The organism is Bradyrhizobium sp. USDA 4503, assembly GCF_054055815.1.
On sequence record NZ_JBSRXS010000001.1, the window covers coordinates 4,339,356 to 4,365,496 of the forward strand.

A 26,141-nucleotide genomic window follows, 5' to 3' on the forward strand; every position below is an offset into this window, starting at 1 on the left:
CCGCGCTCTCACGTACCGAGCTTGGCGAGCAGTGCCGCCATTTCGGGATCGCCGTCGGCGGGCGGCGTCCAGTCGACCTGCACGACCTCGATATCGCAGTCCCGCAAGTCCTTCACAAAGCCTGCCAGCCCGACGTTCACCACGCTTGGCTTGCTCATCAACAAACGCCCGCTCGGCGTCCCTTCCTGCTTGGTCACCACTTGCGGCCTCCCGAGATCCGATGCATCGATCTTAGTAAGAAAATTTTTACTTTGTCAAACACGCGCGACCAGTCGTCCAATTCCCGTCGCGGCGCATGATCGTCTAGGCCCCTGCGATTGATCGCGTCGGCGGGCCGTTGCCGGTGAGGCCGGCATGATGCAGCGCGCTGTCGCTGAGCAGCCGGCACTCGATCGCGCGCAACACCATCAGCGCACCTGCAAACGCATCCAGTCCAGAGCTTTGCCCGATCCGCGACAGCGCCGCGACCGCGGACTTGATACGATCGACCCGTCCGCCAATCGTCGCGTCGATGGCTTCATGGAGCGCCGCCGCCGCGAAGCCGAGCACGGCACTGTGCAGGTGGGCGGCACTGATCTGATTGGTCCGGCCGAGATGCGCGCGACAGGTCTTCCACAGCGCGTCGCGCGTCGCGAGACGGCCGAGGCTGGCGAGCGCGACCAGCGCGCCGCCGATCAAGTCGTCGCCGGATGGCGTGAGCCCGGGACCAAGTCCGATCAATTCGACGATCTCCGGGTAGTCACGCGGTACGCATCGCTCTCCGCGAAGCCCGGCCTCGATCAATTGCTTGAGCGCGGCGAGCGCCGGCGCCGCGGCAGCGAGCACCCGCGACGGCCTTGTGGGCGGCTCCGCGCCACCCGAGGCGGCCAGCCCCTGCTCGACCGGCAAGCGACGCCAGACCTGATCGACCATCGCAAGCCCTGCCCGCAAACTGTCGAGCGTCCATTCCGGCGAAGGCGGCGGCGCCCATACGGAGGCCGTCTCGAAACCGGCAAACCGCATACCGTCGACGAGCAGCATCGTGTCGACGATCGCAACCTCTTGTCCGGGAACGAGCAGCCGCGGCTCGATCCCGGTGCACCGAAGATGCAGCGGGCCGGAGCCGAGGTCTTTGACACCGATGCAGATCCAGCAATCGTCGAGCACCGCATAAAGGCTGCGCTCGAACACCGCCGCAATACGGCCGCGCCGTCCGCTGCGCAGCGCGCGGCGCGCAAGCACGCCGACCTCGATTACGGCACCGCCGTCGAATCGTTCAGACACGGGCGCGCCGGGCAGGTCGCGAAACGTATTGCCTAGCCGCATCACACCGATCTCCTGCTGCGCAACCATGGCGTCAGGACGTGAGCACGGCGGTTCGCGGCACGCTACTCCCGTGGGCCTCTCCGCCGAGATAGGCGGCTTCAAGCGAGGGGTCCTCCGCAATGATTTCGGCCGCACCGCTCTTCAGGATGGCGCCGGTCTCGAGCAGATAAGCCCTGTCGGCAAGCGCAAGGGCTTGCCCGGCCATCTGGTCGACCACGATCAGGGTCATCCCCTCGACGTGAAGCTGCTCGAACGAGGCGAACAACTCGTCGACGACAAGGGGCGCCAGTCCAAGCGACGGCTCGTCAAGCATGAAGACCTTGGGCGCGGTCAGAAGCCCACGCGCGACCGCGAGCATCTGCTGCTCGCCGCCCGACAAAAGGCCCGCGCGATGGTTGATGCGCTCCTTCAGGCGCGGAAAGCGGGCAAACATCGCGTCGATCTCCGCGTCGAGATCGAGGCCCTTGCGTGCGAAAGCGCCAAGCTGCAAGTTCTGCCGCACCGTCAGTTCGGGAAACACCTGCCGTCCTTCGGGCACCAGCACGATGCCGGCCCTGGCGCGGATATGCGCCGGCATCTTGTCGACGCGGGCGCCGGACAGCCGGATCTCGCCGACCGACCGCGGTGGTTCGAGACCGGCAATCGAGCGCATCAGGGTGGTTTTGCCCGCTCCATTGGCGCCGAGTACGGCGATGGCCTCGCCGGGCGCGACGGCAAGGTCGATCCCACCGAGCGCCCGCGACAGGCCATAGAAGGCATCGAGCGTGCGGACTTCGAGCGCCGTGCCTTGTTTTGCCGGGCGCGTCGCGCGGCGCCGCTCACCCGACGGCGCATCGCCGAGATAGGCCTTGCGGACCAGCGGATCGTTGCGGATCGCCGCCGCATCGCCGATCGCGATGCGCTTGCCGCCATCGAGAACGACGATGAGGTCGCTTAGCGACATGATCATCGGCATGTCGTGCTCGACGATGATGACCGCGATCCCGGTCTCCGCGATGCGACGGAGCAGAACCGTCAGCCGCTGCTTGTCGCCCTTCGAAAGACCCGCGGCCGGCTCGTCGAGCAGCAGGATATTCGGGCGCAGCGCGAGCGCCCTCGCGATCTCGACCAGTCGCTTCTCGCCATGGGGCAGTGAGTCCGCGCGTCTACTCAAATCGCCGTCGACACCCGCAAAGCGCAACAGCGACCGCGCAAGGCGCTCCTGCGCGTCATTGTGCAGCGCCGACACGACGTTGCCGAGCTTGCCCGCCGTCGCCGCCAGCAGGACGTTCTCGATGATCGAGAGCGAGCCGAATAGCTGCGTCGTCTGGAACGTTCGCGCCACTCCGACACGCGCAAGCTGGTGCGACGGCAAACCGGTGACGTCGCGGTCGCCAAGCTTCACGGTGCCGGATTTCGGACGGTAGAAGCCGCAAAGCAGATTCAGCGCGCTGGTTTTGCCCGCACCATTGGGGCCGATGACGCTGGTCACCGTGCCGGGTTCGGCGGTGAACGAGACGTCCTGCACGGCGCGGACACCGCCGAACGAGATCGAGAGGTTTGCGACGTCAAGACGCGACGCGCTGCTGGTCCCGATGCCGAGGTCGGCGACCGGCTCGGCGCCCATTGCGCCCGTATCGGCCTTCGATCCCGTCGGCAGGAACCTTGCCGCGAATTGCTCGAGCAGCCCCATGATGCCTGAGGGCGCGAGCCGCAGCACGGCGAAAAGCAGCACGCCAAAGGCAAGCAGACGATACTCCGCGAGATCGGACAGCATTTCTGGCAGCAGCACGACGAGCGTCGCCCCGATCACCGGCCCCAGCGCCGAGCCGGCGCCGCCGACCATGACGCCGAACAGCAGCAGGATCGACTGCAGAAAGGGGAACGAACTCGGGCTGATATAGCCCTGCAGGGGCGCAAACAGCGCCCCCGCCAAAGCCATCGCTGCGGCCGAGATGATGAACGCCACGGTGCGGACCCGCACGAGATCAATGCCGATCGAGCGCGTCGCAACCTCGGTGTCGCGGGCGGCACGCATGGCGTAGCCCCAGCCGCTCCGCTTCAGGCGCTCGAACAGGATGAGGCCGGCGAACACCAGCACGATGCCCGCGATCGCCAAATGCCGCTCCGACAGCGGAAAGCCGAACACTTCCGGCGGCGCGGTCAGGATCAGGCCGTTGCCGCCGCCCGTGAGGTCGCGCCACTCGATCGTGCCGTGCTCGACGATGAAGCCGAAGGCGATCGTCACCATCGCGAGATATGGACCTCGCACGCGCAAGGCCGGCATGGCGAGCAGACCACCGACGACGCTGACAAGAGCAATCGCGGCAGCCGTCGCCGCCAGATAAGGCCACCCCGCCTTCTCCATCAGGAGCACGGTCGTATAGGCCCCGATCGCCATGAAGCCGATGTGGCCGAGCGAGATCTGCCCCGCCAGACCGAGCAGCACGTTGAGGCCGATACAGGCGATCGCCGTCAGCGAGATGGTCGCGGCCAGGAACACGCCGTAGCTGTCGGCGACGGCAGCATAGAGGATAGCGGCCGCGAGTGCCGCGACGGCGGCGAGAATAGAGACGCGAGAGGTCATACCTTTTTCACTCCGGCTCGGCCGAGCAGCCCATGGGGGAGGACGACAAGGATCGCGATCACCGAGGCGAATGTGATGATCTGGGTGTAGACTGATCCCAGGTAATTGGTCGCGAACACCTCGATCAGGCCGAGACAGAGCCCGGCCAGCATCACGCCCCAGGCGCTGCCGAGGCCGCCGATGATCGCCGCCGCGAAGGCCTTGATGCCGAACAGCGTGCCCATTTCGGAGGACACGTTGAACAGGGGAGCGATCAGCAGCGCCGCAACCCCGGCCAGCATCGCCGAGACCGCGTAGCTTGCCGCGATGGCGCCGCTGACGTTGATGCCCATCAGCCGCGCTGCGTTCGGGTTCTGGACCACCGCGAGCATGGCGACGCCGTGGCGCGTCCGGCGACTGAGCAGATGAAGTGCCAGCGCGAGCAGCAATCCGAGCACGGGGATCAGGAGCTGCAACGGATAGACCCCCGCGCCCTCGACGATCTGGATCGGCTTGGCCGCCAGGACGGACGGAAAGCTGCGCGGCTCCTTGCCGAAGACGAACATCATCAGGTTGTCGACGATGATGCCAACCGCAACGGTTGCCATCAGCCAGTTGTCGGAGCCGCGCTGCACGAACGGCCGGACGGCAAAGCGCTCAATCAGCAGGCCATAGACCGCGCAGACGAGCAGAACGGCGGGAATGCCGGCCGCGGCCGGCCATCCCCACAGCACGAGGAAGAAGTATCCGGCAACGGCTCCCAGGGTCATCGAGCTGCCCTGGGAGAAATTGACCGTGCCGGAGACGGCGTAGGTAACGTGGAAGCCAAGCGCAAGCAGCCCGTACATGCTCCCAAGCGCCAGTCCTGTTATCACCGCGGGAAGAAATGACATCGATGACCACCCTGCTCGTTTGTCGGACGATCTCGCGCGGTCAGTTCCGTGCGAACGGCATGATGTGGTTGTCCTCGAACCGCGCCCAGATGTAGTCGCCCGCCGTCAGCGCATCGTGCTTGTCCTGCGCGAACGGCTTCTCGTAGGTCTTGATCAAGCCATCCACGCGATCGATGGCGTAGAAGCCGTCACGGACGGCGGTCGGTTCGGTGCCACCGGCCTTTTCGATCGCTCGCGCAATGACCAGGATGGAGTCGTAGGCGTTGGCCACGCCAACCGCCGGCGTCACGTCCGCAGGCCCCTTGATGTCCGAATACTTCGCCTGAAGGGCCGACATCACCCGCTTGCCGACGGGCGACAAGTTCCCGAAGAAGCTGTAGGTCTGGACGAAGATCACGTTCTCCGCGCTCGGCCCGGCGAGCTCGGTGAAGCGGCCGCCGGCCGGCCCCCAATGCGAGACGATCGGCGGCGCCCAGCCCATACGGTCGAGCGATTTCACCACCTGGGAGGACGGTCCGACGTTGCCGACCAGGTAGAGCGTATCGGCGCCCGCCTGCTTCAGCCGCGACAGCTGGGAAACGACATCGACGTCGTTGCCTTCAAACTTCTCGACGCCGGCAGGCTCGATTCCTGCGGCCTTCAATGCCGCCTTCAGGCCATGCTCGTTCGACTCGCCCCAGGGATTGTTGACCAGGATGAGCCCGGGCTTCTTCGCATTGTACGTCTTGCGCGAGAACTGGACGATCGCCTTATCGACCTCATCGTCCATGGCCGAGACGCGGAACACGTAGTTGGACGGGGCGCCGTTCCGCGTGATGTTGGTCCCGGCGGCCCATGGCACCACGAACGGCACCTTGACGTTGTTGACGAACGGCACGATGGCGAGCTCGACCGGCGTGTCGAGGCCGCCGACCAGGACCGCGACCTTCTCGCGCTGAATCAACTCGCGCGCCGCGATCAGTCCTTTGGCCGGATTGCTCTCGTCGTCGCGGCGGACGAGCTCGAGCGGACGTCCGAGCACGCCGCCCTTCGCATTGATTTCCTCGATGGCGATCGTCGCTCCGCGGGTGAGCGCCTCGCCGGCGCGCGCCGACTGTCCCGACAGGGCGGTCACCAGGCCGATCTTGATCGGTTCGGCCGCGCGCGCGCCGAACGCGAACGGCAACGCGGCCAGCAGGATCGTCGCAGCGGCGTGCCAAGCCGGCCAACGACGCGCAGGTCCGGACGAAACTATGCTCCTGAAGTTCATGTTCGGTGTTCCTCCGCTGATGGCGGCCTCGGCATCGAAGCCGCCAGTTCCTCCGCTGCCGCTTATGCGCGGACTTGACGGAAGTAAAAACTTTCTTCAAAAATATTCCGATGTCAAGCGAGCGATCAACCGCGCGGGGAAAATTCCGATGGACCCAAGGAATGTCGAGGCCGGCGACGTGTTGATCTCGATCGCGGAAGATGGCGACCGCCTGTCGCGCAGGGAAGCCGTGCTGCGCTCGGATTCTGTCGGACCGGTCCTCGCCACTCACGGACGCTATCGCTACAGCGCGATCGGGCAACGCCCGGATTTCAATTGGCCGCAAGGGCGGCGGCTTGCCGTCTACGTCGGTCTCAACCTCGAGCATTTCGCATTCGGCGACGGGCTCGGTGCCGAGCTCTGCCCCGGCGGTCCGCATCCGGACGTCCTCAACTATGCCTGGCGCGACTATGGCAACCGTGTCGGCGTGTGGCGCCTGATCGAGCTGTTCGACGAGCTGAAGCTGCCGCTGTCGGTGCTCGCAAACAGCAGCATCTATCACTACTGCCCTGAAGTCATGGAGGCATTTCGCGCCCGCGGCGACGAAATTGTCGGTCACGGCCGCACCAATTCCGAGCGCCAGGGTGTGCTTGCGCCCGACGAGGAGCGGCAATTGATCGCGGAAGCGACCGATGTCATCGCGCGAGCCGAAGGGCGGCCGCCGCGCGGCTGGCTGGGGCCCTGGATTTCGCAATCACAGGTCACGCCCGATCTGCTGGCCGAAGCAGGCTACGAGTACCTGCTCGACTGGTGCATGGACGATCAGCCGGTGTGGTTCTCGACGCGGAACGGCGGCCGCATCCTTTCAGTGCCTTATCCGCAGGAGTTGAACGATATCCCTTCGATCGTCGGTCGCAAGGACTCCGGCGAGCAGTTCGCCGCCATGATCACCGAGACGTTCGAGGAGATGCTGGCACAGTCGAAAAGGCAATCGCTCGTCATGGGAATTGCGTTGCACCCCTATCTGGTCGGCCAGCCGCACCGCCTGCGTCCGCTGCGGCGCGCCCTGCAGACAATCCTGGCGCGGCGTGACGAGATCTGGATCACCACCGCCGGAGGTATAGCCGCATTCTCGCGCGCGCTGCCCGATGGCATCGTCCCAACATGATGAAAACGAATCGGGCCCCGATCGCCTCGCCATTGCGACGAACCGGAGACGACCAGTGAGCACTGCCGACACGCTGTTTCGAAACGCCCGATTGGTCGATGGGCGCACCGTCGATATCGCCGTGCGCGATGGCCGCATCACCTCGATCGCGTCGCAATCGCCGGTCGCGGCCGGCGAAACCCTTGATCTGGCCGGACGCCTGGTGTTGCCGGGGCTGGTCGATGGTCATATCCACCTCGACAAGGGCTTCGTCGGCGACGATTGGAAGTCCCACCGCCCCTGCACCGCCGGTTTCAGCGTGCGCGAGCGCGTCAAGTTCGAGAAGGAGGCGCTTGCCGGCGCGAGGCCGATTGCGGTGCGGGCGGCCGCGCTGATCGACCTCTCCGTCGCGCAGGGCACGACCTGGATGCGCAGCCACGTCGATATCGACCTTCAGGTCGGGTTGCGCAATCTCGAGCAGGTCATGGCGGCGCGTGACGCGCACCGCGACAAGGTGTCGGTCCAGATCGTCGCCTTTCCGCAAAGCGGCATCGTGACGTCGCCGGGCGTGGCCGGATTGCTCGACGAGGCGGTTCGCGCCGGCGCGGACCTGGTCGGCGGCCTCGATCCGGCGGGTTACGATGCCGACATCGACGGGCATCTCGACGTCATCTTCGGCATTGCCGATCGGCGCGGGGTCGGCATCGACATTCACCTGCATGACGGCGGCTTGCTCGGTATTTTCGAGATCGAGAACATTGCACGTCGGACCAAGGCCCTCGGGCTCGGCGGCAAGGTCACGATCAGCCATGCCTATGCTCTCGGCGAGGTGCCGCGAGACGTGGTTCAGCGCACCGCGCAGCTGCTCGCCGAGGCCGGGGTCGCGATTTTGACCAACGCGCCCGGAGCGCATGCGTTTCCGCCGGTGTTGCTGCTGCGCGATGCCGGCGTCAATATATTCGCCGGCAATGACAACATCCGCGATTCCTGGTGGCCCTACGGCGACGGCGACCTCCTGGAGCGCGCCATGATCGTCGGCTACCGCTCCGGCTTCAGCACCGATGCCGACCTGGCGGCGGCCTTCGACATGGTGACCACCAACGCCGCGCAGGCACTCGGCCTCCCGGACTATGGGGTGGCCGAGGGCGCGGCGGCGGACTTCGTCGTGATCGACGCGCAGCACGTGCAAGAGGCCGTGGTGGCCCGGCCCAGGCCGCGCGACGTCTACAAGAATGGGCGCCTCGTCGCGCATGGCGGCACGGTCGTGACGTTGGCGCGTTGATGTGGATGTGGAGACCGGAACATCGGGAAGGTTACCCCTTGACGAGCCACCGCAATAGCGATCTCAATCCCGCGAGCCTGCACGGCAGGGCCCCGCATCCCGTTGAACATGATGGGCGGGGGCATATTGTCCGCGCTGGGCTCGTACAACCTGAGAAAAGCTTGTCCCGTGACTGAAACGACAGCATCGACCAGCCCGGCCCGCAGCGCCACACGCGGCAGACGGGCACGCGATTCCGCGTTGACCAAGGAAGCGATCCTGCACGCGGCGACGTTCGAATTCTGCCGCAACGGCATTGGCGGAGCTCGGGTTGAAGCCATCGCGAAACGCGCCAAAGCCAACATGCGGTTGCTGTACGCCTATTTCGGCGACAAGAACGGCCTTTATCTCGCCGTGCTCGAGCACGTCTACACCGAGATCCGCGCGGCCGAACAGCAACTCAAGCTCGACGACCTCGATCCGGTCGCGGCCATGCGCGAGCTGATCAACTTCACGTTCACCTTTTTCGGAGCGCACCAGAACTATATCGCCCTGATCAACAATGAGAACCTGCAGCGTGGGCGTAACCTGCGCAAATCGCGCAAGATCGCCGACCTCACGCTACCCTTGGTCGCGAGCATCGAAAATATCCTTCGCCGGGGCCTTGCGGTCGGGCCGTTCCGCAGCGACGTCGATCCGGTTCAGCTCTACGTCACGATCACGGCCATGAGCTATTTTCATGTCTCCAACCGCTACACGCTGTCGGCGATGTTCGACAAGGATCTGGGAGAGCCGGACTGGCTGGAGAAACGTCGCCACCACGCGCTGGACGTGATCATGACCTGGTTGACGGCGACGGCGGCCGCAAGCGAGGGAAAACGGAAACCGTCCGCAGCCAGAACACCGGCCGGCGCCGCACGCTAGCTCGCGCGCGGCAAATTCCGAACAGTCTGCGGGTGAGCGCTAAGGGTGCTCGCTTCACCGGGCAGCGACGACGCCGTCGCTGCGGGGATCGCTGGCGCCCTCGAGCAGTCCATCCGGGTGCCAGACGATTGCGCCGGCGTGGCCCATGAATTCCTCGAACGCACCGACCACCTGGATGTCGTGGCCGAGCGCCCGCAGCGCGTCGACGACGGCAGGATCGAAACGCGATTCGATCTTGAGATTGTTGTTCTCCTCGCCCCATGTGCGACCGAGCAGCCAGCGCGGCGCGGTCACTGTCGACTGAAGGTCCTGACCGTGCAACGCGTAGCGGGTGAAGATCGCCGCCTGGGTTTGCGGCTGCCCTTCGCCGCCCATCGTGCCGTAGGACAACAGCCGGCCGTCGCTGAGTTCAGCCATTGCGGGCTGAATGGTGTGGAACGGCAGCCGCCCAGGTTCCAGGCGGTTGATATCGGTCTCGGCGAGACCGAAGCTCGTCCCACGGTTCTGCCAGGTGACCCCGCTTTGGGGCAGGATGACGCCCGAGCCGAACTCCCAATAGATGCTCTGAATGAAGCTGACGCTAAGGCCGTTCCGGTCGGTCGCAGCGAGCCAGACCGTATCGCCCTGGGCCGGCGGGTCAGGCCAGCGCGCTGCATGATCGACGGCGACCGTCTTTTCGAGCGTCGCAATGGACTCGTCGGTGAGAAACTCGGCCGCCGACCGCGCCATGTAGTCGGGATCGGTCACGTAGCGATTGCGGATGCGGAACGACGCCTTCGTGCTCTCGACCAGCCGGTGCAGATGATCGACCCCGTCCGCCTCCTTCGCCATGCGCCGGGCATAGAGCGCAAGAATCAACAGCGAGGCCAGGCCCTGCGTCGGCGGCGGCATGTTGAACACCTTGTGCCCGGCCACATCGACCGACAGCGGTGTCACCAGCGTGGCTTGATGCTGCTCCAGATCGAATAGGCGGAGCGGGCTGCCGAGCCGTTCGAGATCAGCGGCCATCGAACGCGCCAGGTCGCCGCGATAGAAATCGGAAAGGCCGGCTTGCGCCAGCTGCCGCAACGTGTCTGCCACGCGCGGCTGCCGCAACCGCGCGCCGACTGCAAGCGGAACGCCCTGCGGCAGATAGACATCGGCAAAGCCCGGCACATCCTGCAGCTCAGCGCGCTTCTTCGAGGTGTTGTCGTGCAGGGTCTGGGTCACGGCGACGCCATCGGCGGCGTAGCCGATCGCAGGTTCGAGCAGCCGCGACAGCGGCATGCGCCCCCCATGGCGATCGCGGCTGAGCTCATAGGCCTTCTGCCAGCCATCGACGGTCCCGGCGGCGGTGAGTGCCGCGAGCGGTCCGCGGCTTGGGATGGTGCTGCAGCCATGCTCGCGATACCAGGCGCGGCTGGCGGCCTTCGCCGACCGTCCGCACGCCTGGATTCCGACCGGTGCGGAGCCCGCCCGGCCGACCAGCCAGAAGCTGTCGCCGCCGAGGCCGTTCATATGGGGATAGACCACCGCGATCGTGGCGGCGGACGCAATCATCGCCTCGACCGCATTGCCGCCTTCGGAGAGGACGGCGAGCCCGGCCTGCGCCGCAAGGTGATGCGGCGCGGTCACCATTCCGCTATAGCTTCGCTTGGTCTGCAGCATCAACGCGTTCTCCGAAAGCAGCAGCTTGTAATAATATTCTTACTTACATTGTCAAGCAGCCGTCGCCTCGCCGCGGCTGCGCGAACGGCTGGCGGAGGTGCCGCGCGAGGTGGATCAAGGCGAAGCGGAAATCGGCCGCGCAAAGCTGCGCGTCAGCGGCAGCGGGGCGGGTCGCCGAATTCCCGGAGGCCCTGAATCTGTTCCGAAAAAGATGCAAAAAATGTAGTCTCCCGAACCATGGCGACGATCCACGAATTCGGCCCCTACCGCCTCGACGCGGAAGCCGTGATGCTGTTTCGAGAGTCCGAACCGGTCGCGCTCGGGCGGCGCGCGGTGACGCTGCTGCGCCTGCTTGTCGAGCAGGCCGGAACGCCGGTTTCCAAGGACGCATTGATGCAGGCGGCGTGGCCGGGGCTTGCGATCGAGGAGAGCAACCTGACTGTGCAGATCGCCGCTCTGCGGCGGGTATTTGCCGACGTAGAGGGCGGCGCGACCTGGATCGAGACCCTGCCGCGCCGCGGCTACCGTTACGTCGGGCCACTGGTCGCTGCCGAATCCGGCGCCGGCCTGCCCACCTCGCCGGCACCGACGGTGCCGGATGGGCCGTCGCTTGCGGTGCTACCGTTCTCGAATCTCAGCGGCGATGCCGCGCAGGAATATTTTTCCGACGGAATCACGGCAGACATCATCGCCGAACTGTCGCGCTTCCGCTCGCTGTTCGTTGTCGCCCGCCACTCCAGCTTCGCCTACAAGGGCAAGACGCCCGAGATCAAGCAGGTCGGCCGCGAACTCGGCGTCAGGTACGTGGCCGAAGGAAGCGTGCGCAAGATCGGCAGCCGGATGCGGGTGACCGTCCAGCTTCTCGATGGCGCCAGCGGTTACAATCTCTGGACCGAGCGCTACGACCGCGAACTCGAGGACATCTTCGCCCTGCAGGACGAGATCGTCCGCGCAATCGTCGCAGCCCTTCCGGGCCGGCTCGAGGACGCCGGCCGCGAGATCGCCAGACGCAAGCCGACCCCGAGCATCACCGCCTATGACCTGGTTCTGCTGGGCAACGAGCGGTGGCGTCAATTGACGGTGAAGGGCATGGCGGAAGCCAGGCAGTTTTTCCGGGACGCCGTCGCGCTCGATCCGCAATATGCCCGCGCTCACATCAACATTGCCTGGACTATCGTCTGCGACGTGTTTCTCGAATCGCCCGGCATGGCGAAGCTCGACGACGCGCTGAGCGAGATCGAGACCGCGCTCGACATCGACGGCGGCGACGCCTGGGCCCATGGCGTCTTCGCGCAATTGCTGTTCCTGCGTCGCGAGGACGCCAAGGCCGAAATCCATTTCAGCCGGGCTCTCGCGCTCAATCCAAACGACGCCGACGTCGCCGCCGTTTTCGCGAACATTCTGGTCTACTGGGGACGGTGGCGAGAGGCCCTCACATGGATCGGTGCGGCCAAACGACTGAATCCCTTCCCGCCCAATCTGTACCACTGGTACCACGCGCTCGCCCTCTATTCGGGGCGCCAGTACGATGAAGCAGTCAAGACGCTGATGGAGGCGCGATCCCCCGACCGCTGGTCGCACAGTCTGCTTGCCGCCTGTTATGCGCAGATGGGTCGGCACAGCGAAGCGCGATCCGAAGCCGAAGCGTTCGTCACGGAACGTTGTCGAGAAATGAGCGCGAACGGCGCAACGCCGCCAGCGAACACCCTCGATCTCGTTCGAGCACGGGCCGAAAGGTACAGAATTTCTGCCGAACGCGAGCACTTCCTCGACGGCTTGCGCAAAGCCGGCTTATCCGGCTGAGCCGTAGCGAGGGTCACAACAGGCTGTTCGAAATTGACCGACAGCGGTGCTCCGCCTCGGCTTGCTTCAACCTCAAACTTCTGAGCCGCCGCTGCTGTCTGGATTGTGCAATGGTGGAGGATCGACGCTTGGCGTGGCGAGATTCATAGCCCGTGGTAGCGGGGGAGCGCTGCCGCCATTCCCAACACTCAGAAAAACGCCTCCAATGCGCGCTGTGCGGAAGCAGCTCTTCATAGAGGTCGAGGACGAAGGGGAGCGTCTCCGCGGAAAACCGCAGCCCCCGATCTTTGAATCTTTTGGATCTGGCCTGGGATCAGCTCAATCTGAGGAGATCGAGCATTGGAAAACTCCATGAAGGCGTCTGAGGTTTCGAATATTTGATTCACGAGCCCGCGATGCTCTGGTTCAATGATGGAGTAAATGTCGGGTTTGTCGCACCTCCACCATCCTGACCATAGTTCCGCTTTCTTCTCATTGGGATCAAAAATAAGGATGAGCGCCCCTCCGTCCTCATAGATGAGCTCGGCGGGCACGCAGCCGTGTTTGATCAGCGTTTGCAGAACGTGGCAGAACTCATACCCAAATACGTACACATCAGGCTTTAGCTTAACGACTATGGGTTGGTCTGCGTTATCGTACCCGAAGGAATCGGTACTGCTTGGCGGTTTAATCACTTTGATGCTTCCCGCGCTTGCGCCATGAAGCGAATCGCTTAGCCGCCTGCTTGGATCAGTGATCCTGGTCGGTCAGCCGATACATCAGGCGCTCACCTCGATACCCTTGAGAGCATTAGCCGTCCGTGCCCGACGCTCTGAGATACGTCGCTCTATGCCGCGCCGGCGATCGGGTATCGGAACCTGCGAATCCCGCACGTTGCTCCTTCGCCGGACAAGAATTCGCCGATCAGCTACCCTGCGTTCCGTACCCACTTTTCGGTCGTCTCTCCGCACCACGCTTGCCGATCCGGCGATCGCTCTTCCCGGACGGACGGCGTAAGCCCTGCGCGCCACCACTTCGCGGAGCGCCAGCCAGATGAACTCGCTGTTGGTGGAAAGATATCGCCGCCATAACTTGCGCGGCTCCATCATCAGGCGCCAGAACCACTCGAGACCGAGCGATTGGAATAGCCGAGGAGCGCGCCTGATAAAGCCGGCCAAGACGTCGAAGCTGCCGCCGACCCCCAGAATGACGGGAACTTGCAGCCGATCCCGATAGCGTTCACTCCATACCTCCTTGAACGGGGACGGCAAGCCGATAAAGAGAATGTGGGCGCCGCTGGCTCGTATCTCATCGACGATAATTTCGTGCTCGTCCGGACCGAAGTAGCCGTTCCGAAAACCAGCGATCTTCAGCTGCGGAAAGCGCGCCTCGCAGACCCGCACGAGCTTTTCGACGACTTGCTGGTGCGCCCCTAGAAAATAGACACAAAGTCCGTTGGACGCGGCCCCCCTTAAAAGTCCTTCCATCAGATCGATGCCGGCCACGCGTTCCGGCATGTGTTGACCTGACGCTCGTATTGCCCAAACCACCGGCATACCGTCCGCCACCGTCATATCGGCCGCGGAACATGCGTGCGCCAACTCCACGTCTCGCCGCATCATGCAGAGATGCGACGCATTGATCGTCATCACGACGTGAGAACTGTTCGAGCGGAGACAGATATCGACACAGCGCTGCGCCGCCTGATCGAGCGTAACCGCATCAAATTCGACGCCCAATAGGCCCGCGTGTTGCTTCATCTGCTCAACTCCCCTGCGGCGATTGCCGGCTGGCTTGCCACCGAGCCACTTGCTCGGCGTCCAGGCGAGCCGTGGCAGCTCGTTTACCCAGTCTCAGGCACGCGTGCTGATACGTACGAAGAAAACGTCTGAACTCGGGGTCATTATAGCGCGGCAACCCCTTTGCCCAGCTGCTGAAGTAACCCCAAAGCATCGCGATGCTTCCGATGAACATTGGGTGCGCGCGAAGACGGGAAGCCGCCACCGCCAGATAGTAAAACGGCGAAGTGCCCATGAAATACTGACCGAAGCCAGCACGAATTCTGCCTGCCCAGATGCTCTTCTGGCTGGCCCCTTGCGGACGAAGGTGGACGAACCGGATTGGCTCTGAATCGACGCTCTCCGCGATCCAGCCCAGCATTCTGGCGCGGTGGCAATCGATGCCATCCCACATGACTTGTCGCACGAATCCTCCGATCTGCTCGAAGCACTCAACCCGATAGAATTTCGTCATCCCAACCGACATTTCGTCGCCGCAGACCTCGGGCACGAGATCACCGGTTTGGGGATGAACGAACCAGGGTTTGCCTGAGGTCGTCCCGATACGTGGATTATCCTCCATTCGCTGCATCAGCAGCTCGAAGTAGCGAGGCGGCAGGTCGAGATCCATATCAAGCTTGCACAAATAGCCGAAGTCGCCGAGCGACACTTGATCGAGACCATCATAAAACGCCTCAATCACGCCGGGCCCTACCCGCCGATGGCCTCGGTCATGGCGGCGCACGACGCGCAGATAAGGCAACCGCGCCGCATACTCTTCCAGAATCCGTGGCGTCTCGTCGGTGGATCCGTCGTCAACGACGATCCACAGCGCAGGCGGCACCGACTGTTCAGCCACGCTGTCCAGCGTACGGCAGAGATAGGCTCCCTCATCGCGGCAGGGCGAAATCAGCACATACCTGCGCGGCGTGGCGTTGTGCGGAACACCTGAAGCGCGCCTGTCAAGCTCGTCCACAGGTCTACTCCCGGTAATATCCTTCGGACCTGACGCCATTTCTTGCCTCGATGGTTCTAAGCTCGACGGGATCGATCTGGTTGAGCACAATGGTCGACACGCGCTCACGGATGAGCTGCGTTACCGACAACGCTTCGAGCACGCTCGTGCGCTTGGTCTGACCGGATTCCACAACGAAGACGAACTCATCGATGAAGCGCTCGATCAGCCTTGCATCGACGACCGACATGATCGGCGCCACCTCCACCACAATGTAGTCATAGGACTTCCGTGCGACGGCGAGCAGGTTTTCCATTTCCCGCGAGCCCAGGAGTTCAGCAGCGTTGGGAATCCGAAGCGCGCAGGCATTCGGCAGGACATCCAGCCCCGAATGCGGTCGCTTGCAAACAAACTCGCCAAGACGGGAGGGATCTTCCAGCGCTTCGAAAAGCCCGACCTTCGCATCCGGGGACAGTGCAGTCGTGAGATTCCGGAGATGAAGGTCGGCATCGATCAACAGCGTGCGCGATCCAGAGGACGACAATATGAGCGCGGCAAGATTGGCGGCAACGACAGTCTTTCCCTCTTTCGAAACCGCCGACACGACGCCGATGACTTTGCCCCCGGTCGAGGCGGACGAACGGTCGAGCATCGCCTTCACATTGCGAAGACCTTCCGCGAAGCGCGAGAAGGGGGCAGCAAGGACATGCTCCTCGATTGGTAATTGACCAGCATAGACGAAGGGCAGTCCGATGCACCGCATTTCGGTCACCTGTTCGACGGCCTTGGGCGTACGGAACACATCCGCCATCCATTCACGTCCGAAGGCAGAGCCTATGCCGAGAAACAGACCGAGAACAATGCTGCCTGCCGCCACGACGAGGGTTTTCTTGGAACTCTTTGTCAGCGGCGGAACCGCTCTCGTGATGATCTGCGCACTTTGGGCCGGAAGCGTCTCCGCCTGCGCCGCCTCGATCTCCTTATGCTTTTGCAGGAATCCGCTATAGAGATTGCGCAGCGCCTCGGCAGCGCTCTCGAGTTCGCGCAGCTGGCTTCCGGTTTCCGCGGAAAGCTTCGCGGCGGTGTCTTCGAGTTCAGTCTGTCGTGCCCTAGCGACTTCGTATTCGCTGGCGTAGGAATCGGTAATGCGCCCCTCGTCGGACCGAATGGCGGCGTCAACGCCGTTGAGCTGCGCACGAAGCTTGACGACAGCCGCGTGCTTGCGACCGACGCGAGCTTCCATCTCCGCAAGCCGAGACGCAAGATCGCGCTTTTGCGTGCGGAGACGTGCAAGTTCGCTGTTGTTGAGTGCGAAGTTGATGACCGCCGCTCGCTTGTCGTTGAATAGCGCGTCCGTCGACACGGCCGACGGAATCCCGTTTGCCTCTGTCCGCTTGATCCGGTCGAGACGCTCCTTTGCTTCAACTGCCGCGAACTTGGCATTCATCAGCTGGGTATTCAGACTTGCCAGGAGCTCGGTATCCTGAGCGCCAGTGCTGCTGAGATTGTTAGCCGTCTTGAAGTCCTGCAGCGCCTTGTCAGCATCGGCCACCTGCTTCTTCAGCTCGATCAGCCGCTCCTGCAGCCACTTACTCACCTTCTGCGTTGATTTCAGCTTTGCGTCCTGCAGGGACGCGAGATAGCTATCCACGATTCCGTTGGCGATCTTCGCGGCCTTCTCCGCGCTCTGCGACTCGACCGTTACGTTGATAACGTTCGCGACATCCTCACGTGCAACAGTCACCCGCTTCAGCAGAGATTCGAGCGCCGCTCGTTCAGCGGCTGCAGTGGCTTCCGCCGTGCTGGAGTTCCCGTCTGTGGCGCTGCCAAGTGCAGATCGCCCGGCAAACTCGCCATCACTGGCCAGACCCAGCGAGCGAATAACCGGAAGCAGGACCCCGTCTGATGACAGTACGTAGAGCTGACTGCCGACCTCCACTTCATCCATCGTCGGCTGATCTACGATCTTGTTCGTCTGCAGATAACGATTGAGACTTCGATCGATGAGGATGCGTGCACTGCTCTTGTAGGGCGCCTTCATGACCACAACGGAAGCCACGGCAACCGCCAGCCCAATCAACAGCCCGATAACGGGCAACCGCCATTCGCGGCGCAGAACGTCGACAATGTCCCATAAGCCGAAAGCGGGACGGCCCGCCGCAGGCGGACCATAGTCTTCCGCAAGCGGCTGGCCGTATTCCTGAATAACCAATTGATTGGTTCTGGTGTCCATGGCTTCGTTTGATCAGTGGGCCGGTTGGGGAACCGGCGACGGCGGTTTCGTATGCATCTCGGCATTCGACAAAAGATTGACGCTCGCTATGCCATCAGCTGGATGTTTCGGCCGACGGACATTCAGAAGATCATGCACGATCAGTTTGCTGGCGCGTCCCTCACCGAACGGATTGGCACCGAGAGACATGGCTTCGTGCTCCGCTGGCACATCGAGCAGGCGCTCGACGCCTGCAACAATGCGAACCGGGTCGGTGGTGACCAGGCGAGCGACGCCGGCGTCAACGGCCTCCATGCGCTCGCTGGTATCTCGCATGACAAGCACGGGCTTCCGAAGCGCCGGCGCCTCCTCCTGAATTCCACCGGAATCCGTGAGGATGAGATACGAACGCGTCATGAGGTAGACGAACTCGGGATAGTTAAGGGGTTCGATCAGGAAGATATTCGACGCATCGCGCAGATGGTCGAACACCGGCCCGCGCACGTTCGGATTCAAATGGACGGGATAGACGATCTGAATATCGTCCCGCCGACTGATCGTCTTCAATGCCTCGCAGATTTGCCGGAACCCGGATCCAAAGCTCTCGCGCCGATGTCCAGTCACGAGGATGAGCCGCTTCGAGGTATCGAGCCATGAGTATTTCGCTTCAAGCGACCGACGAAGCTCGCCCGGTTGAGAGATATTTGAAGCCATACGAAGCAGTCCGTCGATCACGGTATTGCCGGTGACAATGACGGCGTCTGGCGGATACCCCTCCTTCAGCAGGGCAGAACGCGCCCGCGACGTCGGTGCATAATGCCTCGTCGTAACGACGGCAGTGACCCGCCGATTGGCCTCCTCCGGCCATGGACTCATGAGATTGCCGGTTCGCAATCCCGCTTCGACATGCCCGACACTGACCGACCGGAAGAACGCGGCAAGTGCAGCCGCCGTACTGGTTGCGGTGTCGCCCTGTACAAGAACGTAGTCCGGATTGTAGTCGGCGATGATCGGATCGATTCCGGTCATGACCGCACTGAACACTTCGCTCAACGACTGGTTCGGTCGCATGATGTTCAGGTCGTAGTCAGCCTTCAACGAGAAGGCCGACATCACATCATCGAGCATCTGACGATGCTGGCCCGTCACGCAGACGCGCGTATCAATTCCTTCTGCTTCGCCCAGCGCAAGCACAAGCGGTGCCATTTTGATCGCCTCTGGACGAGTACCAAATACGCTAAGAATACGCATGAACCCCGACGCCGCCTGTGTTCAATGATTTGCCGTGTTGAATATTTTTGTCGTTTCGAAATGATGCGGCACGCTACCGGATTTTCCCGACGCGTTCATCGCCAACGTTGGCTCGGCACATGTTAAATGAAATTTATAGCTAATTCTCGGAGTTGCCGCAGAGCGCGTTGCGCATCATCGAAGCCGGCTGTTGTCAGGCGGTTCCAGATTTAACCTTTTCGGGTTAACGCGCACTCACTCATTGTCCGCTGACGTTCTTCGCTACTGCCAGCGAGTTCCAGATTTAACTTCTCCAGGTTAACGCGGATTCGCTGTACCGTTCGCAAATCTTCGCCGATGCATCCTCGTGCTTGCATTCGCAACGGCACGGCGGGAATGCCAATGCGCGTGCAATGAACTCCACAGGCTCGCCATTATCCAATTTCGGGAAAACTTGTACAAAACAAGATTAAATAGCGTATCTGGACTAGCGTTGATTGGCGCCATTGCGCGCATCGTGACGACGATCAACGCGCAACTCGCTCCTGGTCGAGAGATTCCGGAAGTCGTGCGGCCGGCACTTTCCGGCATTTGATAGGTCGGAGGCAGCGCCTCGTGGAAGGCAAGGTTTTACTCCTCTCGCAGCGTCGGATTTCCGATCTTGTTGCATTTTGCCTCAGCTATGAGTTCGAGGACAATTTGGCGGCGATGGCGCGCGCCGATCAGTTCGATGTTCAAAATCGCGCTGCGCTGGAGTTCTCGCGACGGGTCTACAAGTGGACGCGCCTTGCATCAGGATCGACCAAACTGGCAGGTGTGCTGGCACCCTCCCCGCCGCAACTGCGGCTGCAACGTGATTACGAACTGTTCTTCCCGATCTTCAGCAATGCGTATCAACTTCACTCGCTCGCTGCGATTCCCGACTGGCGCAAACGGTGTCGCAAGGCCGCATGCTTCATCACTGAAGTCTGGGCAGACGACATCCCGGAGTATCTGGTCGAGCTCCTGTCCGGATTTGATCATATATTCGTCGGCCTGCATCACTGCGCACCGCAGATTGCGCGAATAGCAGGTCGACCGTGCAGCTATCTGCCGCTGGCGGTCGACGTGGAGCGGTTCGCGCCGAGGCCCGAGCAGCAGCGATCGATCGCCGTGTGCAACATCGGGCGTCGTTCGGCGACGACCCACGCCGCGTTGCTGGCCGGCGCCGAGAGAGAGCGCTTCTTCTACTACTACGACACTGTGGCGGCGAGCGGTTCGAACCGAAAAGAAAGGACGTTCCGGGTCGACAATCCGGAAGAACACCGCATCATGATTGCGAATATCCTGCAGCGCAGCCGCTATTTCATTGCCAATCGCAGTCACGTCAACAACCCGGAATTCACGGCCGGCCGTGATGAGATTTCCGCTCGCTACTATGAAGGCGCTGCAGCCGGGGCGGTGATGGTTGGAGAAGCGCCGCGCACCGAAGAGTTTGCACGGCAGTTCGACTGGCCCGACGCCGTCATTCATGTACCCTTCGATTCGTCCGACATTTGCCAGATCCTCGAAGCGTTGGACGCAGACCCGGCGCGACTGCGAGCGGTTCAGAACGCAAACGTCCGGGAAGCCGCGCTGAGGCACGATTGGCTCTACCGCATACAGACGGTATTCGACATCCTCGGTATTGCTCATACCGATCAGATGCGCGCACGAGCCAACCGTCTGCGCCAGATCGCCGAATCCTTTGAGCTGCCAGCGGCCGCCTGAAATCGTCGCCCTCGCGCAGTGCGGAGCAATGCGGCGTTTCCGCCGGTTTATGGTTAACGGCCTGTTAAGCGGCGGCTGCTACATCCCGGCAGGTAGGCGATCCTTTTCATATGATCGCCAGGGTGTCGCGAACGTCCGCAATGGCGGACAAACGTCAAGCTGCGTATCCAGGCATGAAACGCTCCAGTCAGCTCCCCTCGGCTCAGGCGGCCATCCTCAATGCGCCGCCCTTGCCACGTCAGGCAGACAGGCTTGCTGCACCTCTGCGACGGCGTGGCGCCTGGACGCAATTCGTCGAAGCCCGCCTGCGCGAGCCCGTAAATCCGGAACGAAATCCCGCCGAGCCGCCGCCAGACAGTCCGACCGACAAGCAACCGACGATCCTCGGCGACAATCCGAGCTTGCCAGGCGGTGGGCCGACGAATGAAGCCCACCCGGTCCCCGACTTGGAACACCTGCAGCCGATCGTGCTCCCGCAGGATGAGGTCAGTCTGCGCCTGAATGAGGCCGCGGAGAACATCGGCCGCTGGACAAATGTGGCTCCGCCTGATGCCGGACCAGACGACCGGTCCGTCTCCTCTGCGGCCGATCCAAACGATGCTTCAGCGGAGGAATCCGACAACGACACGCAGCCAGCGCCACCGGACTCGCATGCCGGCTCAGCCGTTGCCTCGTACACGCCTGAAGCAGATGAAGGAGAGGGATTCAGTCCGGCCGCGGACCCAGGTCCGAACTCGGTGCCGCCGGCGTCAATCCGTCTAGCAGTGCAACCGCCCGTGCACACCAGCATTGCCGAGGCGAGCGTCGCGGTGCAGGAACCGCAGATCATACTGATCGACAAGCTGATCGCGGAAGAACTTCAGAGCTCGCCGCGAGACCGACGTTCCATCACCAGCGAATGGAAAGTGCGCAACTTTGTGTGGTTCCTTGCTCCGACAGCGGCTCTGCTGGCGATTGGCACCGGAATGCTCATGCGAGGCAATGTTGCATCCGTGTTCAATACAACACCCCAGGTTGTCAGCCATTCGAACGCGACGCCCGTTCAGTCGCCACCGCAAAGCAGACGCAAGCTGAAACCGGCAATTGCCACGTTCGTACATCGTGCTCCGATCGAAGCAGCCGCGCCCGCACCAACCGCACGTTCACTGCCGACGACATATGGGATTTTTGCGTCAAGCATCGGGCGGATGATCCGGCTCGAGCCGATGAACATCCGCCTTCCCGACAGCCGGATCGCCGTGTCGGTATTGACCACGAAGCCGGGCACGGTTGTGGTGCCGCACGGCCCGCTTTCGTTTGTCGCGTATCAGCGCGAGCTTATGACAAGCGCGCCCGACAACGCACAATTGCGCATTCTCGCCCAGGTGGCACGAACACCGTCGTCACCGGCAGTCGCTATGGCCAACGATGCCTGGGCTATCCGGTCCGTTTCCGTCGACCTGACCGTAGCGCCGGTCCCTGAAAGCCGCGAGATGGTCGAGCTGCAGCCAGTGAACCCAGATCTCGTCCTCTCACCCGGCCGTTACGTGCTGGTCTTCAAAAACCAGGCCTACGACTTTGTCGTAGCCGGCAAGGTTACCGATAAGGCTCATTGCCTCGAGAGGGCGGAAACGCCGGACGGCGACAGGTTCACCGAGTGCCGCAAGCTCCCATAATGTAGGGCGGCCCGGTCCTAGGGCGGCGTCGACGCGACCGCGGCCGGCGGCAACTTCGTCGCTTTCGCAGTGGCGGCACCGACGCCGAGCTGGCCGGTCCTACGCCAAAGCAGCAACCCTGCTCCGCCGCCGATCGTACAGATCGCAAGCAGCACGATTTCCCCGCGCCCCAATCCACCAGAGATCAGTGCGTAGGGCGGCATGCCCAGGCCCATCCAGAACAGCTTTTGCCACTGGTAGGAATCGTACCTCTTGCCAAGATTGCGACGCTTGAACCACAGATCTTTCGCTTCGCGCGAAAACGGAAGAACACGCCGGCACACGGCCGGCACAAGGCGAAGCGCGAGCAGCAGGGCGAGAAACATCGTCAACGCGACGACGATACGATCGTCGCCGCCGGACAGCAGTCGGAACACCGGCAGAATGCAAAGGCCGAGGCCGATCCTCAGGAATGCCCCGGCGGGCCAGGTGTCCAACTTAATCAGGAAGCGCTCAACGGAGGTCATGGGCGTAATCCAGGATCAGGAGTTGACTTGCAGTCGTACAATGCCGAAGTCGCGTAGCAACGACCACGCGAGTTGCAGTGGCCGCGTGATCCTGAAGACCCCGATCACGACGGTCAGGTAGGCCGTCACACAGATCACGCTCGCGACGGGAATTCGCAGCAACCGCGGCAATTCCTGCAGGAATGCGTCCTGTATCGAGGAGGCGACCGCGACGGCGACCAGCGCAGCAATGGTCTGCGGCGCTGTCTCGCGCAGGACGTCCCCGATTGTGATCCCGACAGGCCTGCCGGCGTAGACCAGCGCTGGAACGAACAGCACGAACATGGTGACCGTGTAGGCGATCGTCACTCCGATCACGCCGAACGGCAGTCCAGCTGCAAGCGCAACCAATTGGCAGATTGCACTGAAGATGCCCCATCGCATCCACCGATCTGGACGCCCGACAGCGACATGGACCCAACCGAGAGTTCGCTCGATGCAGTCTGCAATGCCGCGAATGGCGAGGATACAGAGCAGGGGGCCCGCGGGAGACCATTTTTCTCCGAGAAGCACGATCACGATGTCATGAGCGCTCACGGCCAGGGCCGCGAAGGCAGGTCCCGAAAAGTAGCAAAGCAATGAAAGCGCGCCTTCCCAGGAACGCTTCAATTCGGCCGCACTGTGCTGGAGCTTGCTCAGTCCCGAAACCGCGATGTTATGCAGCGGCTCACTGAGAATCGACAGCAGGTTGTTGTAGATCGTGAAGGCGTTCTGAAAATAGCCAAGCGGCCCCGCCCCGAGGAAATACCCCATCGCGATTCTGTCCGCTGAACGAGCGAAGTAATCCGTCATGGTGAAGCCGGTGACTCCCAGCCCGAACCGCAGCAGTTCCTTGACCATTGGCGTAAGTCCGGGCCTGCCTGGGATCCATCGACAGGCGGTCCAGGCTCCCACGACGGTCAAGGCCGATGTTATGATCGGCTTGGCGATCAGCGCCCAGTAGCTCCAGCCCGAAAGCGCCAGTCCGACGCTTGCAGCGCTTCCGATGATGTTCGCCGATATGTCGATCATCGCGATGCGGCGAAACTGCATTGCCCGACGCATCAGCGCATAGTGTTGCGTCGACAAGGCCATCATCAGGAAGGTCACCGACAATGCCAACGCCATGCCCGCGAGCGATGGCTCGCCGAAGGCACGCGCTATCCACCGACCGGACGCAGCCAGCACGACAGCCAGCACGACGCCGATCAGAACGTTCAGCCAGAACAACGTGCTGACCTCGGCTCGTGAGATGCTGCGCCGCTGGGCGGAGGCCTCGCTCATCCCGAGATCGACGAAAAGGGGCGCGAAGCCGATCAGGGCCAGCATCATGGCCACCAACCCGAAATCGTGCGGTCCGAGCAGTCGCGCCAGCACGATCGTCGAGGCCAATTGAACGAAGATATTCAGTCCACGCGCAGCAATGAACGCTACGCCGCTGTGCAGCGACCTGCGGCCAAGGCCAGAATATGGCTTGTTGTCCGCAAAATACTGATCGGTACTTTCGCTCCGATGCACGCGCCGTTCCCGTTCAATTCGCTGGATTCTGGCCTTGAGGTACCCGCTCAAGCCAGATTTCTCGCCAATAGGGATAGATGGCGCGCGGGCAGAAGCGGCGGCAGATCGCATAGCGCGCCTCACACACGACATCCTTCAGGATGATCGCGTCCGTCTTAAAACGGACCATCTTGCATGAGCCTTCGTCGATGATTTGCTTTTGACGCCTCTCGACCTCGTACTCGTGCTCGGTGAACGGCACCATCTCCGGATCGAAATACAGGCCGCGATTGCGGTAATTGCAGTCCAGTGTCTCGAGGATGTCCTTGTACGGCTTGACGCGCACGACGTCGCCCACCTGCAGATCAAGCCGGGACTGCGGGACCTTGCTACCCTCCGGCACACCGAAGGGCCTGATCGGATAAGGCACGCCACCTCTCATGCGCTGGAATGTGTCGTAGATCCAGCGCATCGCGGTGCCAATGCCGAGCCCTGCTTCGGTGACCGTGCGCCAGACCGAGAAAGTCAATCCGGCGACGAGGTCCTGCAACCGAACGTTACCCGAAGTGTAGTCCTCGACATACTGACGCGGATCCCACCACTTCAGGGGTTGCGTGGCGAATTTGACCTGTGTGTTCTGGCAAACGTAGGTCGGCTCGGTTTCGCCGACCTTCGGCGGATGCTTGATCGTGCTCCACAGCGTATCCTCGCTGCAGCCGCCTGACCTGAACGGCTTGTCAGCGCCATCTGGCGACGGCGTTTTCTCGCCCGCCGGCTTCAACCAGGCGTCCTTCCAGAATATCAGACAGGCCGCCTCACAGCCGTCATGAGCCGCGCCGTTGCAGCGAATGTTCTCGAGATGGACCGTGTTCAGCATCTTGCGCCCGCCGATACCGAGCGCGGGATCGCAGGTCTTGTGAGCTCGCTTGCCGACGCGAAGCCTCTTGCCGCAATACTTCAGCATCTCGGGCATGAAGGGCATTTCCTCCAGGCGAGCGTTGGCATCCAGCGTCGCGAGGATCTCCTCCTTGCTTCTGACCTCCACCAGGTCACCAGCGCGAAAGATGCTTGAAAATAGCGTGCTCATATCGTGCGCCTTGAGATACACCCTGCAATCAGAAATTCACCGGCTGCGTGACATCCGCGCAACCATCGTCAGATCAGTGTCAACTTTCGCCCAAAAAATGCCTCGGCGAAGCGTTCCGTAGCCCTGCACTCCATGCCCCGAATCCGTGCGAGGCCGCGAAAGGTGTCCGCATCGAACCACTGCTTGGATCGCTGCGTCCCGAAATGCTTGAGCAGGAGTTCAATCTTACGATCGAGCGCCGCCGCCGACACCGGCATGTAAACGTTGGGTTGACCGAAGTCCCCATCCCACTTCGGGATCTCATATTCCAGAATCTGATGATCACGAAACGTGTTCCAGGTCAGGCGGCAGACCTGACGATGGTCCTGATGAGCATCATCCCTGCGATGCGTCAGAATGACGTCGGGCTCGACCCGCCGCTTCAGCGATTCAAACCATTCCTTGATGGCTTCTCCCCTTTCCGGGAAAACTCCGTCGGGAAATGACAGCACCTCGACATTCGCGGATGCCGCCTCGCACAAGAAGTCAGCTGCCGACGCTCTCGCCTCAGCCTCCCGTATGGCGCCACCGCTTAGAACGCACCAATGCACGTCCAGCTTGATACCCCGCTCGATCAGATCCAGCAGCGTCGCTCCCGCGCCGATTTCGATATCATCCGAATGGGCGCCAAGGCACAGGATCGACAGACGGTCTCCGGGCTTGGCAAGCTGCAATGCTCTCAT

General features: G+C 62.5%; 20 protein-coding genes. 6 read left to right on the top strand and 14 right to left on the bottom strand.

Annotation, left to right across the window (positions count from 1 at the left end; translation table 11 throughout):
• Positions 1 to 8: 8 nt before the first annotated feature.
• The 5 genes from ACVMIH_RS21020 to ACVMIH_RS21040 form a co-directional block, all read right to left on the bottom strand.
• Entirely contained in the window at positions 9 to 200 is a 192-nt protein-coding gene (locus ACVMIH_RS21020) for a hypothetical protein (RefSeq protein WP_057017417.1), read from the bottom strand.
• A gap of 103 nt (positions 201 to 303) precedes the next feature.
• Complete coding sequence (locus ACVMIH_RS21025) at positions 304 to 1,305, bottom strand: DUF2877 domain-containing protein (RefSeq protein WP_456863207.1); 1,002 nt, start codon at positions 1,303 to 1,305, stop codon at positions 304 to 306.
• A 31-nt stretch (positions 1,306 to 1,336) separates the two neighbouring features.
• A complete protein-coding gene (locus ACVMIH_RS21030; RefSeq protein WP_456863209.1) occupies positions 1,337 to 3,871 on the bottom strand; it encodes a branched-chain amino acid ABC transporter ATP-binding protein/permease in 2,535 nt (844 codons plus the stop codon).
• Positions 3,868 to 4,743 carry a branched-chain amino acid ABC transporter permease gene (locus ACVMIH_RS21035; RefSeq protein ID WP_456855356.1) on the bottom strand — a complete coding sequence of 292 codons (876 nt, stop codon included), beginning with the start codon at positions 4,741 to 4,743 and terminating at the stop codon, positions 3,868 to 3,870. Before ACVMIH_RS21035 ends, ACVMIH_RS21030 begins: the two co-directional genes overlap by 4 nt.
• A gap of 40 nt (positions 4,744 to 4,783) precedes the next feature.
• The gene (locus ACVMIH_RS21040; RefSeq protein ID WP_371852122.1) at positions 4,784 to 5,992 is read right to left on the bottom strand and encodes an ABC transporter substrate-binding protein; all 1,209 of its coding nucleotides are present in this window, start codon (positions 5,990 to 5,992) and stop codon (positions 4,784 to 4,786) included.
• Positions 5,993 to 6,140: 148 nt separating this feature from the next.
• Between ACVMIH_RS21040 and ACVMIH_RS21045 the strand changes: the two genes are divergently transcribed.
• From ACVMIH_RS21045 to ACVMIH_RS21055, 3 genes are all read left to right on the top strand, one after another.
• Positions 6,141 to 7,139, top strand: a complete 999-nt coding sequence (locus ACVMIH_RS21045; RefSeq protein ID WP_456863212.1) for a polysaccharide deacetylase family protein — start codon at positions 6,141 to 6,143, stop codon at positions 7,137 to 7,139.
• A gap of 55 nt (positions 7,140 to 7,194) precedes the next feature.
• Positions 7,195 to 8,400, top strand: a complete 1,206-nt coding sequence (locus tag ACVMIH_RS21050) for an amidohydrolase family protein (RefSeq protein WP_456855354.1) — start codon at positions 7,195 to 7,197, stop codon at positions 8,398 to 8,400.
• Between the two features lie 126 nt (positions 8,401 to 8,526).
• Positions 8,527 to 9,303, top strand: coding sequence for a TetR family transcriptional regulator (locus tag ACVMIH_RS21055; RefSeq protein WP_233475250.1), 777 nt, complete (start codon positions 8,527 to 8,529; stop codon positions 9,301 to 9,303).
• A 54-nt stretch (positions 9,304 to 9,357) separates the two neighbouring features.
• Here ACVMIH_RS21055 and ACVMIH_RS21060 read toward each other — a convergent pair whose 3' ends face one another.
• The gene (locus ACVMIH_RS21060; RefSeq protein WP_057017410.1) at positions 9,358 to 10,950 is read right to left on the bottom strand and encodes a gamma-glutamyltransferase family protein; all 1,593 of its coding nucleotides are present in this window, start codon (positions 10,948 to 10,950) and stop codon (positions 9,358 to 9,360) included.
• 237 nt (positions 10,951 to 11,187) lie between these two features.
• On the opposite strand from ACVMIH_RS21060, the gene ACVMIH_RS21065 reads away from it, so the two are divergent.
• Positions 11,188 to 12,753, top strand: a complete 1,566-nt coding sequence (locus tag ACVMIH_RS21065) for a winged helix-turn-helix domain-containing tetratricopeptide repeat protein (protein ID WP_057017409.1) — start codon at positions 11,188 to 11,190, stop codon at positions 12,751 to 12,753.
• 758 nt (positions 12,754 to 13,511) lie between these two features.
• Here ACVMIH_RS21065 and ACVMIH_RS21070 read toward each other — a convergent pair.
• The 4 genes from ACVMIH_RS21070 to wecB are packed head-to-tail and all read right to left on the bottom strand — an operon-like array spanning position 13,512 to position 18,928.
• Complete coding sequence (locus ACVMIH_RS21070) at positions 13,512 to 14,492, bottom strand: WecB/TagA/CpsF family glycosyltransferase (protein ID WP_456863214.1); 981 nt, start codon at positions 14,490 to 14,492, stop codon at positions 13,512 to 13,514.
• A gap of 4 nt (positions 14,493 to 14,496) precedes the next feature.
• On the bottom strand, positions 14,497 to 15,486 hold the full coding sequence (locus ACVMIH_RS21075) for a glycosyltransferase (RefSeq protein ID WP_063790092.1): 990 nt from the start codon (positions 15,484 to 15,486) through the stop codon (positions 14,497 to 14,499).
• 4 nt (positions 15,487 to 15,490) lie between these two features.
• Complete coding sequence (locus ACVMIH_RS21080; RefSeq protein WP_456855353.1) at positions 15,491 to 17,698, bottom strand: GumC family protein; 2,208 nt, start codon at positions 17,696 to 17,698, stop codon at positions 15,491 to 15,493.
• A 12-nt stretch (positions 17,699 to 17,710) separates the two neighbouring features.
• On the bottom strand, positions 17,711 to 18,928 hold the full coding sequence (wecB, locus tag ACVMIH_RS21085; RefSeq protein ID WP_082653799.1) for a non-hydrolyzing UDP-N-acetylglucosamine 2-epimerase: 1,218 nt from the start codon (positions 18,926 to 18,928) through the stop codon (positions 17,711 to 17,713).
• A 594-nt stretch (positions 18,929 to 19,522) separates the two neighbouring features.
• Here wecB and ACVMIH_RS21090 point away from each other — a divergent pair.
• Positions 19,523 to 20,656, top strand: a complete 1,134-nt coding sequence (locus tag ACVMIH_RS21090; protein ID WP_057017404.1) for a glycosyltransferase family protein — start codon at positions 19,523 to 19,525, stop codon at positions 20,654 to 20,656.
• A 140-nt stretch (positions 20,657 to 20,796) separates the two neighbouring features.
• Positions 20,797 to 22,311: a hypothetical protein gene (locus tag ACVMIH_RS21095; RefSeq protein ID WP_456863216.1), complete on the top strand. Its 1,515-nt coding sequence runs from the start codon at positions 20,797 to 20,799 to the stop codon at positions 22,309 to 22,311.
• Between the two features lie 17 nt (positions 22,312 to 22,328).
• Here ACVMIH_RS21095 and ACVMIH_RS21100 read toward each other — a convergent pair whose 3' ends face one another.
• The 4 genes from ACVMIH_RS21100 to ACVMIH_RS21115 form a co-directional block, all read right to left on the bottom strand.
• Positions 22,329 to 22,817 (bottom strand): hypothetical protein, encoded by a 489-nt coding sequence (locus ACVMIH_RS21100; RefSeq protein ID WP_456814868.1) that lies wholly within the window; start codon positions 22,815 to 22,817, stop codon positions 22,329 to 22,331.
• A gap of 15 nt (positions 22,818 to 22,832) precedes the next feature.
• Positions 22,833 to 24,404, bottom strand: coding sequence for a lipopolysaccharide biosynthesis protein (locus ACVMIH_RS21105; RefSeq protein ID WP_456863219.1), 1,572 nt, complete (start codon positions 24,402 to 24,404; stop codon positions 22,833 to 22,835).
• The gene (locus ACVMIH_RS21110; RefSeq protein ID WP_456863222.1) at positions 24,367 to 25,419 is read right to left on the bottom strand and encodes a hypothetical protein; all 1,053 of its coding nucleotides are present in this window, start codon (positions 25,417 to 25,419) and stop codon (positions 24,367 to 24,369) included. Before ACVMIH_RS21110 ends, ACVMIH_RS21105 begins: the two co-directional genes overlap by 38 nt.
• A 68-nt stretch (positions 25,420 to 25,487) precedes the next feature.
• Complete coding sequence (locus ACVMIH_RS21115; protein WP_456863225.1) at positions 25,488 to 26,141, bottom strand: PIG-L deacetylase family protein; 654 nt, start codon at positions 26,139 to 26,141, stop codon at positions 25,488 to 25,490.

Coding starts and splice junctions, on each gene's coding strand:
- wecB (WP_082653799.1), bottom strand. CDS start 18,928: ATGCGTATTCTTAGCGTATTTGGTACTCGTCCAGAGGCGATCAAAATG.
- ACVMIH_RS21065 (WP_057017409.1), top strand. CDS start 11,188: ATGGCGACGATCCACGAATTCGGCCCCTACCGCCTCGACGCGGAAGCC.
- ACVMIH_RS21100 (WP_456814868.1), bottom strand. CDS start 22,817: ATGACCTCCGTTGAGCGCTTCCTGATTAAGTTGGACACCTGGCCCGCC.
- ACVMIH_RS21095 (WP_456863216.1), top strand. CDS start 20,797: ATGGCGGACAAACGTCAAGCTGCGTATCCAGGCATGAAACGCTCCAGT.
- ACVMIH_RS21060 (WP_057017410.1), bottom strand. CDS start 10,950: ATGCTGCAGACCAAGCGAAGCTATAGCGGAATGGTGACCGCGCCGCAT.
- ACVMIH_RS21110 (WP_456863222.1), bottom strand. CDS start 25,419: ATGAGCACGCTATTTTCAAGCATCTTTCGCGCTGGTGACCTGGTGGAG.
- ACVMIH_RS21045 (WP_456863212.1), top strand. CDS start 6,141: ATGGACCCAAGGAATGTCGAGGCCGGCGACGTGTTGATCTCGATCGCG.
- ACVMIH_RS21080 (WP_456855353.1), bottom strand. CDS start 17,698: ATGGACACCAGAACCAATCAATTGGTTATTCAGGAATACGGCCAGCCG.
- ACVMIH_RS21115 (WP_456863225.1), bottom strand. CDS start 26,141: ATGAGAGCATTGCAGCTTGCCAAGCCCGGAGACCGTCTGTCGATCCTG.
- ACVMIH_RS21070 (WP_456863214.1), bottom strand. CDS start 14,492: ATGAAGCAACACGCGGGCCTATTGGGCGTCGAATTTGATGCGGTTACG.
- ACVMIH_RS21030 (WP_456863209.1), bottom strand. CDS start 3,871: ATGACCTCTCGCGTCTCTATTCTCGCCGCCGTCGCGGCACTCGCGGCC.
- ACVMIH_RS21040 (WP_371852122.1), bottom strand. CDS start 5,992: ATGAACTTCAGGAGCATAGTTTCGTCCGGACCTGCGCGTCGTTGGCCG.
- ACVMIH_RS21025 (WP_456863207.1), bottom strand. CDS start 1,305: ATGCGGCTAGGCAATACGTTTCGCGACCTGCCCGGCGCGCCCGTGTCT.
- ACVMIH_RS21035 (WP_456855356.1), bottom strand. CDS start 4,743: ATGTCATTTCTTCCCGCGGTGATAACAGGACTGGCGCTTGGGAGCATG.